At 72.4% G+C, this 15,654-nt stretch carries 13 protein-coding genes; 5 read left to right on the forward strand and 8 right to left on the reverse strand.

Features of this window, described 5'->3' with window-relative positions; genetic code table 11:
- Together GBN72_RS21260 and GBN72_RS21265 are read left to right on the forward strand one after the other, a co-directional pair.
- The coding region (locus GBN72_RS21260; RefSeq protein ID WP_174887173.1) for an RICIN domain-containing protein at positions 1 to 1,217 on the forward strand (1,217 nt) is incomplete at its 5' end.
- 81 nt (positions 1,218 to 1,298) lie between these two features.
- Positions 1,299 to 2,564 carry a putative hexosyltransferase gene (locus tag GBN72_RS21265; RefSeq protein WP_246212730.1) on the forward strand — a complete coding sequence of 422 codons (1,266 nt, stop codon included), beginning with the start codon at positions 1,299 to 1,301 and terminating at the stop codon, positions 2,562 to 2,564.
- 50 nt (positions 2,565 to 2,614) lie between these two features.
- Here the strand turns inward: GBN72_RS21265 and GBN72_RS21270 are convergent, their stop codons facing one another.
- Positions 2,615 to 3,148, reverse strand: a complete 534-nt coding sequence (locus GBN72_RS21270) for a type III secretion system chaperone family protein (protein ID WP_151773475.1) — start codon at positions 3,146 to 3,148, stop codon at positions 2,615 to 2,617.
- 132 nt (positions 3,149 to 3,280) lie between these two features.
- Here GBN72_RS21270 and GBN72_RS21275 point away from each other — a divergent pair, with 132 nt between their 5' ends.
- Positions 3,281 to 3,712, forward strand: coding sequence for a hypothetical protein (locus GBN72_RS21275; protein WP_151773476.1), 432 nt, complete (start codon positions 3,281 to 3,283; stop codon positions 3,710 to 3,712).
- Positions 3,713 to 3,902: 190 nt separating this feature from the next.
- On the opposite strand, the gene clpB is transcribed toward GBN72_RS21275, so the two are convergent.
- The 3 genes from clpB to GBN72_RS21290 all read right to left on the reverse strand — a co-directional run bounded on the left by clpB (position 3,903) and on the right by GBN72_RS21290 (position 7,323).
- The gene (clpB, locus tag GBN72_RS21280) at positions 3,903 to 6,497 is read right to left on the reverse strand and encodes an ATP-dependent chaperone ClpB (RefSeq protein ID WP_151773772.1); all 2,595 of its coding nucleotides are present in this window, start codon (positions 6,495 to 6,497) and stop codon (positions 3,903 to 3,905) included.
- Positions 6,498 to 6,799: 302 nt separating this feature from the next.
- Positions 6,800 to 7,132: a Rieske (2Fe-2S) protein gene (locus GBN72_RS21285; RefSeq protein ID WP_151773477.1), complete on the reverse strand. Its 333-nt coding sequence runs from the start codon at positions 7,130 to 7,132 to the stop codon at positions 6,800 to 6,802.
- Positions 7,129 to 7,323 carry a hypothetical protein gene (locus tag GBN72_RS21290; RefSeq protein ID WP_151773478.1) on the reverse strand — a complete coding sequence of 65 codons (195 nt, stop codon included), beginning with the start codon at positions 7,321 to 7,323 and terminating at the stop codon, positions 7,129 to 7,131. The genes GBN72_RS21285 and GBN72_RS21290 overlap by 4 nt, the downstream gene beginning before the upstream one ends.
- Positions 7,324 to 7,490: 167 nt before the next feature.
- Here GBN72_RS21290 and GBN72_RS21295 point away from each other — a divergent pair, with 167 nt between their 5' ends.
- Positions 7,491 to 8,498: a helix-turn-helix transcriptional regulator gene (locus GBN72_RS21295; protein WP_246212732.1), complete on the forward strand. Its 1,008-nt coding sequence runs from the start codon at positions 7,491 to 7,493 to the stop codon at positions 8,496 to 8,498.
- A 781-nt stretch (positions 8,499 to 9,279) separates the two neighbouring features.
- On the opposite strand, the gene GBN72_RS21300 is transcribed toward GBN72_RS21295, so the two are convergent.
- Both GBN72_RS21300 and GBN72_RS21305 read right to left on the reverse strand, forming a co-directional pair.
- The gene (locus GBN72_RS21300; RefSeq protein WP_151773479.1) at positions 9,280 to 10,317 is read right to left on the reverse strand and encodes a helix-turn-helix transcriptional regulator; all 1,038 of its coding nucleotides are present in this window, start codon (positions 10,315 to 10,317) and stop codon (positions 9,280 to 9,282) included.
- A 120-nt stretch (positions 10,318 to 10,437) separates the two neighbouring features.
- Complete coding sequence (locus GBN72_RS21305; protein WP_151773480.1) at positions 10,438 to 11,520, reverse strand: sugar ABC transporter substrate-binding protein; 1,083 nt, start codon at positions 11,518 to 11,520, stop codon at positions 10,438 to 10,440.
- 299 nt (positions 11,521 to 11,819) lie between these two features.
- Here GBN72_RS21305 and GBN72_RS35420 point away from each other — a divergent pair, with 299 nt between their 5' ends.
- On the forward strand, positions 11,820 to 13,904 hold the full coding sequence (locus GBN72_RS35420; RefSeq protein ID WP_246212734.1) for a PA14 domain-containing protein: 2,085 nt from the start codon (positions 11,820 to 11,822) through the stop codon (positions 13,902 to 13,904).
- A gap of 81 nt (positions 13,905 to 13,985) precedes the next feature.
- Here GBN72_RS35420 and GBN72_RS21315 read toward each other — a convergent pair whose 3' ends face one another.
- Positions 13,986 to 14,432 (reverse strand): heat shock protein transcriptional repressor HspR, encoded by a 447-nt coding sequence (locus tag GBN72_RS21315; RefSeq protein WP_151773482.1) that lies wholly within the window; start codon positions 14,430 to 14,432, stop codon positions 13,986 to 13,988.
- Between the two features lie 4 nt (positions 14,433 to 14,436).
- Complete coding sequence (dnaJ, locus tag GBN72_RS21320) at positions 14,437 to 15,633, reverse strand: molecular chaperone DnaJ (RefSeq protein WP_151773483.1); 1,197 nt, start codon at positions 15,631 to 15,633, stop codon at positions 14,437 to 14,439.
- Between the last annotated feature and the right edge of the window lie 21 nt (positions 15,634 to 15,654).

Raw genomic sequence — 15,654 nt, forward strand, 5'->3', positions numbered from 1 at the left:
TCGTCCACGAGACGCCCGAGCTGGGCGACCTGGCCGAGGTGGACGCCGAGCTCGCCGACGTGGTGCGGGCCTGCCTCGCCAAGCAGCCGGAGGACCGCCCGACGGCCACGGAACTGCTGCGGCTGGCCGAGGCGAAGGGGCCGTTCACGCCTCCGCTCTGGCCGCAGCCGGTGGCGGACGCGGTGGCCGAGCGCGCGGAGTTCACCCGCCGGCCCGTCCCAGCCGCCCCGCCCGAGGCGGACACGGCCCCCGACCCGGCCCCGGCCGCGGCTCCCGCCCGCCCGGAGGACGGCGCGGAGGCGGACGACGGCGCGGAGGAGGGCGCGAAGGGCGGCGCGAAGGGCGGCGCGAAGGGCGGCGCGAAGGACGAGGCCGCCGGAGGGAGGTCCGGGAAGAAGCCGGTGGGCGCGGAGGCCGGACCGCGACGCCGCACCCGCTTCCTGCCCGTGATCATCCCCGTCGTGCTCGGCGTGGGGACCACCCTGCTGGTCCAGCTGCTCCCCTACGTCACCGATTCCCCGGACGACCGGGCGTCCGGCCCCGAGACGTCGGTGAGCGCCCCGGCGACGGCGGGCGCGGCCCTCCCCGGCACCGCGTCCGGCACACCGCCGGAGAAGGCGGGTTCGTCGAAGTCCCCCGGCTCGTCCCCGAGCCCTTCGGAAAAGGGGGCCGAGGACGACAAGGCCACCGGTTCGGGCGGCGCCGACGCCGGTTCCGGCGGGGCGGACGCGGGCGATCAGGGCTCCGGTCCGGGTGCCGGCGGCTCCTCCAGCACCTCGGGCGGATCGGGCGGATCGGACGGGGGAACGTCCGGCGGATCGTCGGGCGGGTCCACCGGCGGCTCCTCAAGCACCTCGGGCGGATCGACCGGCGGCGGCGTCACCACCGGCCCCACCATCCAGAACGTCTCGACCTCGAAGTGCCTGAACGCCGGGCCCGGCAACGCCTCCGCGGGTTCCTGCTCTGGTGCCGCCTCCGCCTGGTCGTTCCGCTCGGTGTCCGGCGGGGTCCAGATCGTGTCGCAGAACAGCGGGCAGTGCCTCGCCTCCTACGGCAGCGTCCACATGGGCCCCTGCGGCACCGGCGACACCCAGGTGTGGACCCGCGGTTCCGACGGCACGCTCCGGGTCAGGAGCACCGGCGAGTGCCTGGGGGTCAACGGCTTCCTCCTCCTCCACCAGGCCTGCAACGGCTCGGCCACCCAGCGCTGGCGCTGAAGGACTGCGCCCGGCTGGAACCGGTGGGCACCCGGCGCGCCGTGACCGTTTCCTCCCGGTACGCCCTGCATCGTGCGTGGTGTGAACCCGCTGCGTGTGAACCCGCTGCTCGCCGCCCTCGTACCGTCGCCCGCCCGCCGGAGGACCACCGGCGCCAAGCCGCCCGCGCCCTCCTCGCCCCCCGGCCCGCCCGCGTCCGGCGGGCGGGCCCGCCGCACCGTGCCCACCGTCGTCACCGCGCTGGGCCTGTTCGCCGCCGCCCGGCTCACCGGCGTCCTGTTCCTGGCCCTGCTGGCGCGCGCCGAGGGCAGGGACACCACCACGCTGCTGGGCCGCACCTGGGACTCGCTCTGGTACATCGGGATCGCCACCGAGGGCTACGGCGAGGTCCGGGAGTACAGCCGGCTGGTCCTCAACGACCTGGCCTTCTTCCCCCTCTACCCCTGGCTGATCCGGGGGGTCTGCGCCCTGCTGCCGGTGAGCGGCGGCGCGGCCGGACTTCTGATCGCCTGGACGGCGGCCGGTGCGGCGGCCTGCGGGATCTACCGGATCGGCCGCCGGATGCACGGCCGTGGCGTGGGGGTCGCGCTGGTGGTGCTGTGGGGGCTGACGCCGCACTCCGTGGTGCTGAGCCTCGCCTACACCGAGCCGCTGCTGACCGCCCTCGCCGCGTGGGCCCTGTACGCCACGCTGACCGGTCGCTGGCTGTGGGCCGGCGCCCTGGCCTGTCTGGCCGGGCTGTCGCGGCCCAACGGCCTGGCCGTCGCGGCGGCGGTGGCGGTGGCCGCCGGATGGCACGCGGTCACCCTGCTCCGGCAGCGGCGCGCCTCCTTCCACAGCCTGTGGAAACCGCTGGCGGGAACGGCCCTGGCGCCCCTCGGGTGGGTGGGGTTCGTCCTGTGGGCCGGTCTCCGGGAGGGTGATCCGCTGGGCGGCTACCTCGCCGTCCAGCGCAGGTGGGGTTCCGCCTTCGACTTCGGCCGGGGCAACCTGGAATTCGCCGGCCATCTGCTGCGCCACCCGGACAAGCTGCTGTTCACCGTGGCGCTGGCGGTGGTCCTGCTGGCGCTGCTGCTCCTCGGTCTGCTGGTCGCCGACCGCGCGCCGCTGCCGCTGGTCGTCTACAGCGCGGTGCTGGTGCTCATCACGGTGGGCGGCTCCGGCTACTTCGCGTCCAAGCCACGGTTCCTGCTGCCCGCCTTCCCGCTGCTGCTGCCCCTCGCCGCGGCGCTGACCAGAACGGCGCGAGCCCGGCCCTGGCACGCGACGCTGGTGGTCGCGGCCCTGGCCGGGCTGTCGTTCGCCTACGGGGCGTACCTCGTCGTCATGGCGACGTCGCCCCTCTGAAGGCCTGGGCGCCTGAAGTCCTGGAGGCCCGGGCGCCCACGGCCCGGGGCTCAGTCCTCGTCGTCGGGCTTGTCCGCCTCGTCGACCTCCTGCTCCAGGCCCAGCGTCTCCACCAGGTGCCGGTCGAACTCGATGGCCGCGCGGACCCAGCTGACCGTGGAGGACACGAAGTGCTCCAGGCTGACGCCCATGCCGATCAGCATCTGGGCCTCGCCGATGAGGCGGACGGTGCCGTCGTCGTGGGTGTGGGTGTAGACCTTGGGCCACAGGGTGCGGCGGTTCCAGTCGTCGATGGCCTCGAGGAGCTGCGGCTTGGCCTCGATGCCGTGCGGGCGGTCGTAGAACGTCCGCACCGAGAAGATCGCCTGCTCGTTCTCGCCGCGGAACATGAAGTACGTGCGGAAGTTCTCCCACGGGGCGGCGAGGTCACCCTCGTCGTCCACCACGAACTTCAGCTCCATCTGCTCGAGAAGCTGCTTCACCAGGTCCTGATCCGGGACAACGGGGCCCGCCGGTCCCTGCTGCGGCTGGGGCTGGTCCCCCTGGCCCCCGAAGTTCGGAATCGAGGACGGGTCGATGCTCACCGTAATTTTCCCTTCGTATGGATCTCCCGCCAGTCTCCCCCACGGGGGGCGGGTCCCTGCAACCCCTGGGCCGCTCGGGGCGTCGTACGTGGCGTGATCCGACCCGGTCGGAGGGGTGGCGGAAGGTGGAGGATGAGGGATCCGGACAATCGGCCGAGCTGCACGCTGATCGTCGTGATCGCACTGGCGGCGGTGCTCCTGCTGTCACTGCTGATGTCCGTCGCCGTCATGGCTGCCTCCTCACCGTCCGAGGCCGACTGCGGCGAGGCCCTGGCCTACGGCGCGGCCGGCCCGCCGCCGGCCCGGGCCACGGACCTCAGGTGCGAGGTCGGGACGTGGGACATGACCACCTACGACGTCACCTTCCGCCTCCCGGCGGACCAGGCGCGGTCCTGGGTGGCCGACAACTACCCGGACGAGGAGCCCTGGACGGATGGCGACCACGTCCTGCACCTGGAGGCCGGCTTCGAGGAGACCTCCGACAGGGCATCCACCGTCCGCGTGGAGGTGACGCCCCACGCGGACGGGACCTCCACCGTGACGTGGCGGGCGATGGGAATCTGAGCGCACGGCGCCGCGGTCCCACCCGTGCCTCCGCGGCCCACACCGGCGCCACGGCGGGCCGGGCCCGGGTCGGGCTGCCGCTGCCTCCTGTTGACGACGGAGGCCCGGCGAGCGCGCACGGAACCCACGCGGGACCGGACCGGGACCAGGACGGGTACCGCCCCGGAGCGATCCCCGGGGCGGTACCTCGTCAGCCCGCCGTGACCGTGAGGCCCGCGCCCGCCTCGGGGGCGCGGTCGACGCGGACGGTGTCGCCGTCCTTGATCTCCCCGGAGATGATCTCCTTGGCCAGGCTGTCGCCGATCGCCGTCTGGATCAGGCGGCGCAGCGGGCGGGCGCCGTACGCGGGGTCGAGCCCCTTCTCCGCGAGCCAGGCGAGGGCGGCCGGCGTGATGTCGAGCGTGAGCCGCCGCTCCGCCAGCCGCTTCGCGAGGCGGCCGATCTGGAGGCCGGCGATCCGCTCCAGCTCCGCCTTGGTGAGCGCGGAGAAGACGACCAGGTCGTCCAGCCGGTTCAGGAACTCCGGCTTGAACGACGCCCGCACGACCTCCAGCACCTGCTCCCGCTTGGTCTCCTCGCCGGTCAGCGGATCCACCAGGAACTGGCTGCCCAGGTTGGAGGTGAGGATCAGGATGGTGTTGCGGAAGTCGACCGTGCGGCCCTGGCCGTCGGTGAGGCGGCCGTCGTCGAGGACCTGGAGCAGGATGTCGAAGACCTCCGGGTGCGCCTTCTCCACCTCGTCCAGCAGCACGACGCTGTACGGCCGGCGGCGCACCGCCTCGGTGAGCTGGCCGCCCTCCTCGTAGCCGACGTACCCGGGGGGCGCGCCGACCAGCCGGGCCACGCTGTGCTTCTCGCTGTACTCCGACATGTCGATGCGGACCATCGCCCGCTCGTCGTCGAAGAGGAAGTCGGCGAGCGCCTTGGCGAGTTCGGTCTTTCCGACGCCGGTCGGGCCGAGGAAGAGGAACGAGCCGGTGGGCCGGTCCGGGTCGGCGATGCCGGCCCGGGTGCGGCGCACCGCGTCGGAGACGGCCGCCACGGCCTGCTTCTGGCCGATCAGGCGGCGGCCCAGCTCCTCCTCCATCCGCAGCAGCTTCTGGGTCTCGCCCTCCAGCAGCCGCCCGGCGGGGATGCCGGTCCAGGAGCCGACCACGTCCGCGATGTCGTCCGGGCCGACCTCCTCCTTGACCATGGTGTCGGCCTGGGTGACCTCCGCCTCGGCCTCGGTGGCGGCCTCCAACTCGCGTTCCAGTGCCGGGATCTCGCCGTAGAGCAGCTTGGAGGCGGTGTCGAAGTCGCCGTCGCGCTGGGCCCGTTCGGCCTGGCCGCGCAGCTCGTCCAGCTTCTCCTTCAGCTCACCGACCCGGTTGAGGGACTGCTTCTCCTTCTCCCAGCGGGCGTTGAGGCCGCGCAGCTCCTCCTCCCGGTCGGCAAGGTCGCGCCGCAGCCGCTCCAGCCGCTCCTTGGATGCCTGGTCGGTCTCCTTGGAGAGCGCCAGCTCCTCCATCCGCAGCCGGTCGACGGAGCGCTGGAGCTCGTCGATCTCCACCGGGGAGGAGTCGATCTCCATGCGCAGCCGGGACGCCGCCTCGTCGACCAGGTCGATCGCCTTGTCGGGCAGGAAGCGGGAGGTGATGTACCGGTCGGAGAGGGTGGCCGCGGCGACCAGGGCGCTGTCGTTGATCTGCACCTTGTGGTGCGCCTCGTAGCGGCCCTTGAGGCCGCGCAGGATGGCGATGGTGTCCTCGACCGACGGCTCGGCGACCAGCACCTGCTGGAAGCGCCGCTCCAGGGCGGGGTCCTTCTCGATCCGCTCCCGGTACTCGTCGAGCGTGGTGGCGCCGACCATCCGCAGCTCGCCGCGGGCCAGCATCGGCTTGAGCATGTTGCCCGCGTCCATCGCCGAGTCGCCGCCGGCGCCCGCGCCGACCACGGTGTGCAGCTCGTCGATGAAGGTGATGATCTGCCCGTCCGAGTCCTTGATCTCGGCGAGCACCGTCTTCAGCCGCTCCTCGAACTCGCCGCGGTACTTGGCACCCGCGACCATCGCGCCGAGGTCCAGCGCCACCAGCCGCTTGTTCTTCAGCGACTCCGGCACGTCCCCCTTCACGATCCGCTGGGCGAGACCCTCGACGACGGCGGTCTTGCCGACGCCGGGCTCGCCGATCAGCACCGGGTTGTTCTTGGTGCGCCGCGACAGCACCTGCACCACGCGGCGGATCTCGTGGTCCCGGCCGATGACCGGGTCGAGCTTGCCCTCGCGGGCGGCTGCGGTGAAGTCGGTGCCGAACTTCTCCAGCGCCTTGTACTGACCCTCCGGGTCCGGGGTCGTCACCCGGCGTCCTCCCCTGCTCCTCTGGAACGCGTCCAGCAGCTTCTTCGCGTCGGCTCCCTGCCGGGAGAGTACGTCGCCGGCCGCACCGCCCTTGTCGGCGACGCCGATCAGCAGGTGCTCCGTGGAGATGTACTCGTCGCCCAGCTCCTTGGCCCGCTGCCCGGCGTCCGCGACCACCGCCAGCAGCTCGCGGTTGGGCTGGGGCGGCGCGACCGTCGACCCGGTCACGCTGGGCAGGCCGGCCAGCACCCGCTCCGTGCCCTGCCGGACGGCCGCGAGATCGGCCTCCACGGCGGCCAGCAGGTCCACGATGTTCTCGTTCTCCTGGCCCTCCAGGAGCGCCAGCAGAAGATGGGCGGGCGTCAGGTCCGGGTGCCCCTCGGTCACCGCGCGGCTGCTCGCCGCGTTCAGCGCCTCCCGGCTCCTGTTGGTCAGCTCGGCGTCCACGTCCGGTGTCTCCTCCCTCGCCTGCGTCACGACCGCTGTGCGTCACGACGGCCCGGCGTCACGATTGCCCTGCGTCACGACCGCGTACGCACTCACGCGTCGGTTACCCGTTCTGACGCGGCCAACGTCCACAAAGTTGAGTCTATTCCACTCAATGCACGGACGGCCGGAGGAGTTCCCGCGGGAAGGACCCGCGGGAGGGCCCGCGGACATACGACAGCGGCGCCACCGTGTTCAGGTCACGGTGGCGCCGCTGCCGGGGGGAAGCGCCTGAGCGATCGTGGAAAGTTGGGGGTATCGCTTCAGGCACTGCGGGGGGTGGCTGATGGAACGCCGGGCAGTTCCTGGGGGGTGAACTCCCGGTGGTCCCTTTGGTCCAGGTTCACGAAGATCATTCCATACCGGATGGCGCATCGAACCGGCTGCGGCGCTCCGCGGGGGCGCCGCAGGCAGCGGTACGCCCGCACGTCCTCCTCCTCGTCCCGCGTCACCACGACCGGCTCCCCGAAGACGGTGACCATCAGGGAGTCGCCGGCGTGAGGGATCGCGGTGACCAGGTCGACGAAGTGCCAGCCGGACCGGTAGGCCACGGCCATCTCGCGACGGAACGAGCGGTCGTCCGGCGGCGTGCTCATGCTCCCGCGCCCGCCTCGGCGTGGTACCCGGCGGGGTCGGCCGTCACGACGTCCCAGGACCAGTCGGCCTGGACACTGCCGCTGTCGGCGCCCGGGCTGCTCCAGCCCCAGTCCGCCGGACCGGCGGCGCCGAGGATCGCACCCGCCGAGAAGGCGACAGCAAGCGCCGAGAGAAGCAATCTCTTGCACATGATGGGCTTCGTCCTCACTTCCCAATTCGATCCCCCGCCGCATCAGACGATGGCGCATACCGGCACACGATGGCCAGTTCGAAGATGCATCATGTTCCTGCACGTTCATGACCCTGGGGGGCGGAGATTTGGGACATACCGACACAACAGGGGCGCATCCCCACGGGATGGAGGATCTGTGCGCGGATGGCCGACGGCTCTACGCCGATTCGCTGCGCCTTGGCCGCATCCGTCGCTCGGAGGCCGAAACCGCGCCATGCCTGCTGGAGTTCGCTCTGCTCCAGCCCGACCCCGACGACTCCGCGTGGCTCCGGCCGGTGCCGCCGATGACCGCCCTCTCGCAACGGCTGCTGCCGCTCGAGCGGGACATCCGGCAGCGTCGTGAGCAAGCCGTCCAGCTCGCCCAGGCCTTCGAGCCGTTCCTCTCCATCGCCACCCACAGCCGGCCCACCACCCACGCCATCACGGTGCTGGAGGGCGTCGAGCGGATCAATGAGGCGATCCGGCTGGCCCAGTCCAACTGCCGGCAGGAGATCCTCTCCGTCCAGCCCGGCGGCGGCCGCAGCGAACCGGCCCTCACCACGTCGTTCCGGCTCGCCCAGGAGGCGCCGCGCGGCATCGTGGCCCGTGTGCTCTACCAGCACACCGCCCGCCACAGTCCCGGCACCCTCAACTACGCGCGGATGATGAACGACACCGACATGGAGTTCCGCACCGCGCGGGAACTGGTCGACCGGCTGATCATCTTCGACCGGCAGGTGGCGTTCATCCCCGCGCAGGACGACCGCAAGGTCGCCCTGGAGCTGCGCCACCCCGGTCTGGTCGACTACCTGGTCAAGGTCTTCGACCAGCAGTGGCGCAACGCCGACCCGCTCTTCCAGGAGCAGGCCAGGGAAGTCTCCGTGGACGGCGTGCCGGAGATCCAGCGGACCATCGCCCGGCTGCTGGTCGAGGGACAGGTGGACGAGGCGATCGCGCGCCGCCTGGGCATGAACGTGCGCACCTGCCGTGCCCACATAGCCAAGCTCGCCGCCGCGCTGGGCAGCGGCAGCCGCGCCCAGCTCGGCTACCTCATCGCCCGCTCGGGGCTCCTCGACGACGAGACGGAGCCCATGGAGACCCCCCTGGAGACCGAGGGCCCCACAGGGCCCACGGGGCCCGTGGTGGAGGACTAGAGCCGCCGCCCCGGCGGACCGGGCCACGCGGAGGCCCCAGGCCTCCTGGGCGCGGCCCTGGGCGCCGTCCCGGCCGAGGTGACGCGTGACGGGCGCCGGGCACGGGCCGGAAGCCGGTCCCCGGGGACAGTCCGGCAGGCAGGCCGCAAACCCAGGCCCCGGGGCAAAGCCCGGCCCGGGGACAGGCCGGGACTCGGACCGGATATCAGGCCGGGAGACAGGCCGCAAACCCAGGCCGGGGGCAGTCCGGGAGGCAGACCGGAAGCCCGGCCCGGGGACAGACCGCAAGCCAGGCCCCGGAGGCAGACCACAAACCCGGCCCCGAAGGCAGACCGCGAGCCAGGCCCGAAGGCGGGCCACAACCCGGCCGCGGAGGCAGACCACAAACCCGGCCGCGGAGGCAGACCGGAAGCCCAGCCCGGGGACAGACCGGAAGCCCGGCCCCGGAAGCAGACCGCGAGCCAGGCCCCGAAGGCGGGCCACAACCCGGCCCCGAAGGCAGACCGGAAGCCCGGCCCAGGGGCAGACCGCAAACCAGGCCCCGGAGGCAGGCCACAAGCCAGGCCCGGAGGCAGACCGCAACCCGGCTCCGGAGGCAGACCGCAACCCGGCTCCGGAGGCAGACCGGAAGCCCAGCCCCGGAGGCAAGCCACAAACCCGGCCCCGGAGGCAGACCGGAAGCCCAGCCCCGGAGGCAGACCGGAAGCCCAGGCCCGGAGGCAAGCCACAAACCCGGCCCCGGAGGGGTAGGCCGGAAGCCCGGGGTGGGGCGGGCCGGGGGTCAGGCCGGGAGGCCGTCGGCCCCCGGTGGCCGGTCGAGGCCCGCGTGGGCGATGCGCACGCCCAGCTGGGCGCGGCTGGTCGCTCCCAGCCGCTCGGACAGGCGCGCGATGTGCGCCCGGCAGGTGCGCACGCTGATCCCGAGCCGCTCGGCGATCGCGGCGTCCTGGTGCCCCTCCGCCAGCAGCGCGGCGATCGACCGCTCCCGGTGCGAGACCCCCGGCACGCAGTTCTCCGGCGCCGGTACCGGCGACCCCACCGGCACCGCCAGCCGCCACAGCCGCTCGAAGACGGTCGCCAGGTAGTCCACCAAGGCCGGCTGCCGCAGCTCCAGCGCCAGCGTCCGCCGCGAGTTGGCCGGCACGAACGCGACCGTGCGGTCGAAGAGGATCAGCCGCTCCGGCACCTCGTCCAGGGTGCGCGCCTCCACGGCGTCGCCCATCAGGTCCAGGTAGCCCAGCAGGCCCTGCCCGTGGCGGGCCACATGCGTGTACAGGTCCCGCATCCGCACGCCCCGCCGCCGCAGCTCCATGGCGCGCGGCAGGCCCTCGCTCAGCTCGTGCTCGGGCCGGATGCCGCCCGGCTGCACGGTGAGCACCTCGGTGGTGCAGGCGGCGGAGGCCTCGTCCATCGCCGCCTGGATCCGCGGCAGCCCGTCCAGCACCCGGATCGAGGCCACGCCCGCGGCGCCGCCGGCCGTGTCCGCGGGGCGGAGCCGGCCGCCGAGTCCGGCGTACCGGTCGGCGGCCGTGAGCGCGGAGCCCATCCGCCGGTGCGCCTCGTCCATCTCCTGGCACAGTTCGCGCAGCAGCCGCGTCATGACCTCCTGCGGGGCCGTCGGCAGCAGCCAGGCCAGGTCGTCGGGGTCGGGGTGCAGCAGCGCCAGGTCGAGCAGGCAGGGCACCGCGTCCGCCTCCCGCCGCGGCACCCGCCCCCTGCGGACGGCCCGGGAGTACACCCGGTCGCCCTCCTCGCAGAGACGCTCGGGACCGTGCGGGTGCCCCTGGTGCGCACGGACGGCGGCAGCCTCACCGGTCATCCATTTCTCCACCCCCGGTAGCCACACCTGTTCGCAGCGCCACTATGCGCGGCGGTGGACCCGTGCCGCAATACGCAACCGGCCCCGATGGGCATCGGGGCCGGCCGGTGTCGGGAGGCGTCAGAGCAGCTTGGCGGCCTGGCAGGCGGCCTGGAGCTTCGGCGTACAGATGTCGTCCACCGTGTGGATGCCGTCGGCGACGATGGTCTTCTTGATGTTGTCCCGGGTCAGCTCGACCACGGGGACGAGCGCCGCCGGGATGTCCTTGTGGGTGGGGCTGCTCACCGAGTCACGGGTCAGCGCGTCGAACTGGATGTCGTGACCACGGACCTTGGCGACGGCCATCTCGGCCGCGGCCTCGGCCTCGTTCGGGTACGGCTTGTACACCGTCATGTACTGCTCACCGGTGATGATCCGCTGCACCGCATCGAGGTCGGCGTCCTGGCCGGTGATCGGCGGCATGTCGGTGACTCCCGCCGCCTTCAGCGCCGCCACCACACCGCCGGCCATGCCGTCGTTGGCGGAGAGCACACCGTCGATCTCCTCGGCTCCGACCGCCTCGATGGCCTCGGCCATGTTCTTCCGCGCCTGCTCCGGGTCCCAGCCGTCGGTGTCGTACTCCTTGACGACGTCCTGGCCGGTCAGCTCGCCCTTGGCGCCTTCCTTGAACATCGCGGCGTTCGGGTCGGCGGGCGAGCCGTTCATCATCACGATCTTGCCGCCGGGCGCCGCCTCGGCCAGGGAACGGCCCTGGACCTCGCCGACCACGGTGTTGTCGAAGGACACGTACGCGTCCACCGGGCCCTCGGCCAGCCGGTCGTAGGCGATGACCGGGATGCCCGCCTCCTTGGCGTTGGTCACCTCCGGGGCGACCTTCTTGGCGTCCACCGGGTCCACGACGATGATGTCGATCTCGTCCTCGACCATCGAGCGCATCTGGCGGTTCTGCTCGGCCTGGTCGCCGTTGGCGTTGGCGTACCGGACCTTGCCCTTGTCCTCGGTGAGCTCCTCGACCTTCGCCCGGAACATCGGGAAGTCGAACAGCTCGTACCGGGCGATCTTCTTCTCCGGCATCAGCAGGCCGATGGTGATGTCGTTGGGATCGGCCAGGTCGCCGCCGTCGTCCGTCCCCTGGCCGCCCCCACACGCGGCGAGCGACAAGGACAGCGTGACGGCGGCCACGGATATGGCATAGCGACGCATTCGGGGGCCCACTTCTGCGTTCGGGTTCAGGGCGCCTCACGACGATCCGGCCGGCACGTCAAGGTCGGGACGGCGCGAAGCGGAATCGGCCGTTGCCGTGACCGGAGTGGTGTTCTGCGGCTCGTGTGATGACAGAGCGGAATCATAGCCAGTGCGCCTTCACACGTCTCCCTGGGTGCCCCATGGATCCGGCTCCAAGATCACACACGAGCGGCACAACCTCTCAGGCCTCCCGCGAGTCATGTCTCACGGCCGTCCTGACGGACGGCCCCCGACGGACCCCCAGGAGTTCCCCGACCGTGAACCGCACATCCCCGGCCCGCGCCGCCACCGCCGCCGCGGTGGTCCTCGCCACCACCGGTGGCCTGCTCGGCGCGGCGGCCACCGCCTCGTCGGCGGCGGTGACCTGCGCCTCCCCGGTGTTCAAGCGGCAGTTCTTCGCGAACACCTCCTTCTCCGGCACGCCGAAGAAGACCGACTGCGACAGCAAGATCGACCAGAACTGGGGAACCGGGGCACCCGCGTCCGGCCTGCCCAGCAACAACTTCGGCGTCCGCTGGTCGGTGACCCGGGACTTCGGCTCCGGCGGCCCCTTCACCTTCACCGCGTCCTCGCGTGACGGCATCCGCGTCTACCTCGACGGGGTCCGCAAGGTCGACCTGTGGAAGAACGTCTCCACCACCGTCTCCAAGACGGTGAACCTCACCGTCCCCTCGGGCAAGCACTCCCTGCGGATCGACTTCGTCAACTGGACCGGCTCCGCGAACGTCAAGTTCGCCTACACCCCGCGCACCACGGCGAGCGTGGACAAGGTCAAGCCGCTGACGCCGGGCGGCGCGGCGCTGACGTACAGCACCGCCACGCACCAGGCGAAGCTGTCCTGGACGAAGAGCCCGGAGATGGACCTCGCGGGCTACCAGGTCTTCCGTCGGCTCCAGGGCGGCTCCTACCCGGCGAAGCCGCTGGCCACCACGACGTCCACGTCGTACACCGACACCCCGCCCAAGGACGGCAGGCTCTACTACTACGAGGTCCGCGCCTACGACAAGGCGGGCAACGTCTCCTCCGGCACCGCCGACAAGGGCATCACCACGGTCGACCTCACCGGTCCGGCCGCGCCCTCCGGCCTCACCGGGGGCACGGACTTCGACGGCGCCCACCTGATTTGGAAGCCGGTCGCGGACGCCACGCGCTACGAACTGGTCCGCAAGGACCCGCAGAGCGGATCACAGTCGGTGGTGGGCTCCACCACGCAGACCTCGTTCCTCGACCGCGAGCACATGGCCGGCGTCTACCAGGTGCGCGGCTACGACGCCGCGGGCAACGCGGGCGCCCTCTCCGCCGCCATCACCCTCGACGGCACCGACACCACGCCCCCGGCCACTCCCCACGGGATGGAGGCCGTCGTCACGGCGGACGTCATCTTCCTGCGGGCTCGGATGCCCTACGGCGCACCGCTGTCCGAGGAACTCGGCAACGGCGCCAGGCTGCACTTCTACCGCACGGAGGGCACCGGAGCCGACACGAGAACCGTGGACGTCGTGTGCGAGGGCGAAACCCGCCCCGGCCTGGACTCCTCGCACCTCCGCACGGGCAACGACGCCGTCTTCCAGTGCACGGACGACACCGTCGCCGACGCCGTGACATACACCTACACGTCACGGATGGTGGACGGCGAGGGCAACGCCTCCGCCCCGTCGGAGTCGGTCACTGTGGTCTCCGCCGACCGCGTGCCCCCGGGCCACGTCCGGAACCTGACCGCCACTCCGCGCGCCGACGGCGTCCTCGTCGGCTGGGACCCGCCCGCCGACGAGGACATCGCCGTGTACTCGGCGCGGGTGGGCACCCGCAACGCCGACGGCACCGTCACCTGGCGGATGGGCAACTGCCTGACAGTGACCGGGGACAAGCGGTCGCTGCTCTGCGTCGACGTCCCGAACGGCGAGAACAAGCTCTACTCCGTCATCGCGAAGGACCGCTACGGCAACTGGTCGAAGGTCACCGACCCCGCCTTCCCGTCGGTCGCCGTCACGGAACTGGACATCGTGCCCGGCGAGCCCGCCGACGACACCGGGCAGCCCCTGTGGGGCGCGGGCGGTTGGACCATGAGCGAGGACCTCCGTGCGGTCGCGTGGATGTGCTCGACCGCCGCCGACCTGTGCGACGACATCGTCGAGTACCAGGTGAGCCGCTGGAACCCCGAGACGCAGTCCTACGACCTGCTCGGCACCACGCAGCCCCTTCCGGCGGGTGAGTACGTGTACTTCACGGACGAGTCCCAGCCCCTCGGCTCGGTCTCCTATTACCGGGTCGTCGGCGTCCTCGCGGACGGCACGGTCACCGAGGCGGCGCACCCGTGGCTGATCCGCCCGGACCTGGACTGAGCCGCACACCACGGGGACGGAACGCCGAAGGGCCGGGAGACCGTGAGGTCTCCCGGCCCTTCGGGCGTCGATGTCCCGCCGTCACTGGCCGCGGGCCGGCGGGCGCCAGACCACCAGCGCGCTGGTGCGGGCCGCCTCCTGGTACGGGACCAGGTCCCGCCGGTACGAGGCGTGCACCGCCGCCTCGCGGGCCCGGATCGTCGCCGCCGCGCCCTCGACCGCGGACTGCAGCTCCGCGACGCGGGACTGGAGGGCGGCGACCTGGTTCTCCAGCTCGATGATCCGCTTGATCCCCGCCAGGTTGATGCCCTCGTCCTGCGACAGCTGCTGCACCTGGCGGAGCAGCTGGATGTCGCGGGCCGAGTACCGTCGGCCGCGCCCGGCCGTCCGGTCCGGGGAGACCAGGCCGAGGCGGTCGTACTGCCGCAGGGTCTGCGGGTGCAGGCCGGACAGCTGGGCCGCCACCGAGATGACGTAGACCGGGGTGTCCTCGGTCAGTTCGTACGGATTGCGCCGACGGCCGTCCATCTCGTCATGCTCCCTTCGCGGCTTCGAACAGCTCCGCTCGCGGGTCCTCCCCCGCGGTCGCCTCGCGGTACGCCTCGAGTGCGTCCCGAGCCTTCCCCGACAGGTCCCCGGGGACACTCACCTCGACGGTGACCAGGAGGTCGCCGCGGGTGCCGTCCTTGCGGACCGCGCCCTTGCCGCGGGCGCGCATGGTGCGCCCGTTGGGCGTGCCCGGGGGCAGCTTCAGGGTGACCGGCGGGCCGCCCAGGGTCGGCACCCGGATGTCGCCGCCCAGGGCGGCCTCCGGGTACGTCACCGGCACGGTCACCGTCAGGTTGTCGTCCTTGCGGCCGAAGACCGGGTGCTTGTCCACGTGGACGACCACGTACAGGTCGCCCGCCGGGCCGCCCCGCTCGCCGGGCGCGCCCTTGCCGCGCAGACGGATCCGCTGGCCGTCGCTGACGCCCGCCGGGATGCGGACCTGCATCGTGCGCGAGGACTTGGCACGGCCGGAGCCCTTGCAGACCTCGCACGGGTTCTCGGCGATCAGGCCGCGGCCCTTGCAGTCCGGACACGGGTCGGTCAGCGAGAAGCCGCCGCCCGAGCCGCGGGCCACCTGTCCGGTGCCGACGCAGGTCGGGCACACCCGGGGCGTGCCGTTCTTGTCGCCGGTGCCCGAGCAGGCCTTGCAGGCCGCCTGGCTGGACATCCGCAGCGGAACGGTCGCGCCGTCCACCGCCTCGGTGAAGCTGAGCGTCACCTCGGACTCGATGTCCTGCCCGCGCCGCGGCTGGGTACGGGCGCCGCCCGGCGCGCCGCCCCGGTTGCCGAACAGGCCCCCGAAGACGTCACCGAGTCCGCCACCGCCGCCGAAGCCGCCGCCACCACCGCCGCCGGCCCCTCCCTGGGCGCCCCCGAAGAGGTCGCCCAGGTCGAAGTTGAACGTTCCTCCGGCAGCACCCGGACCCGGGCGGAAGCCGCCGTTGCCGAAGAGCTGGCGGGCGTCGTCGTACTCCTTGCGCCGCTTGGGGTCGCCGAGCACGTCGTTGGCCTCGGAGATCTCCTTGAAGCGCTCCTCGGCCGCCGCGTTGCCCTTGTTGGCGTCCGGGTGGAACTCGCGGGCGAGCTTCCGGTACGCCTTCTTGATCTCGGCCTCGGTGGCGTCCTTCGGGACGCCGAGAACCTTGTAGTAGTCCTTCTCGATGAAGTCCTTGGTGCTCATCCCCGACGTCCCTCCTTCCGC

This window comes from Streptomyces abyssomicinicus (genome assembly GCF_008974245.1).
GTDB classification, from domain to species: domain Bacteria; phylum Actinomycetota; class Actinomycetes; order Streptomycetales; family Streptomycetaceae; genus Streptomyces; species Streptomyces abyssomicinicus.

What these genes read in the sequence shown, in the direction of transcription:
- GBN72_RS21275 (WP_151773476.1), top strand. Translation starts at nt 3,281, where the DNA reads ATGAGGGATCCGGACAATCGGCCGAGCTGCACGCTGATCGTCGTGATC.
- GBN72_RS21285 (WP_151773477.1), bottom strand. Translation starts at nt 7,132, where the DNA reads ATGAGCACGCCGCCGGACGACCGCTCGTTCCGTCGCGAGATGGCCGTG.
- GBN72_RS21290 (WP_151773478.1), bottom strand. Translation starts at nt 7,323, where the DNA reads ATGTGCAAGAGATTGCTTCTCTCGGCGCTTGCTGTCGCCTTCTCGGCG.
- GBN72_RS21295 (WP_246212732.1), top strand. Translation starts at nt 7,491, where the DNA reads ATGGAGGATCTGTGCGCGGATGGCCGACGGCTCTACGCCGATTCGCTG.
- GBN72_RS21300 (WP_151773479.1), bottom strand. Translation starts at nt 10,317, where the DNA reads ATGACCGGTGAGGCTGCCGCCGTCCGTGCGCACCAGGGGCACCCGCAC.
- GBN72_RS21305 (WP_151773480.1), bottom strand. Translation starts at nt 11,520, where the DNA reads ATGCGTCGCTATGCCATATCCGTGGCCGCCGTCACGCTGTCCTTGTCG.
- GBN72_RS21315 (WP_151773482.1), bottom strand. Translation starts at nt 14,432, where the DNA reads ATGGACGGCCGTCGGCGCAATCCGTACGAACTGACCGAGGACACCCCG.
- dnaJ (WP_151773483.1), bottom strand. Translation starts at nt 15,633, where the DNA reads ATGAGCACCAAGGACTTCATCGAGAAGGACTACTACAAGGTTCTCGGC.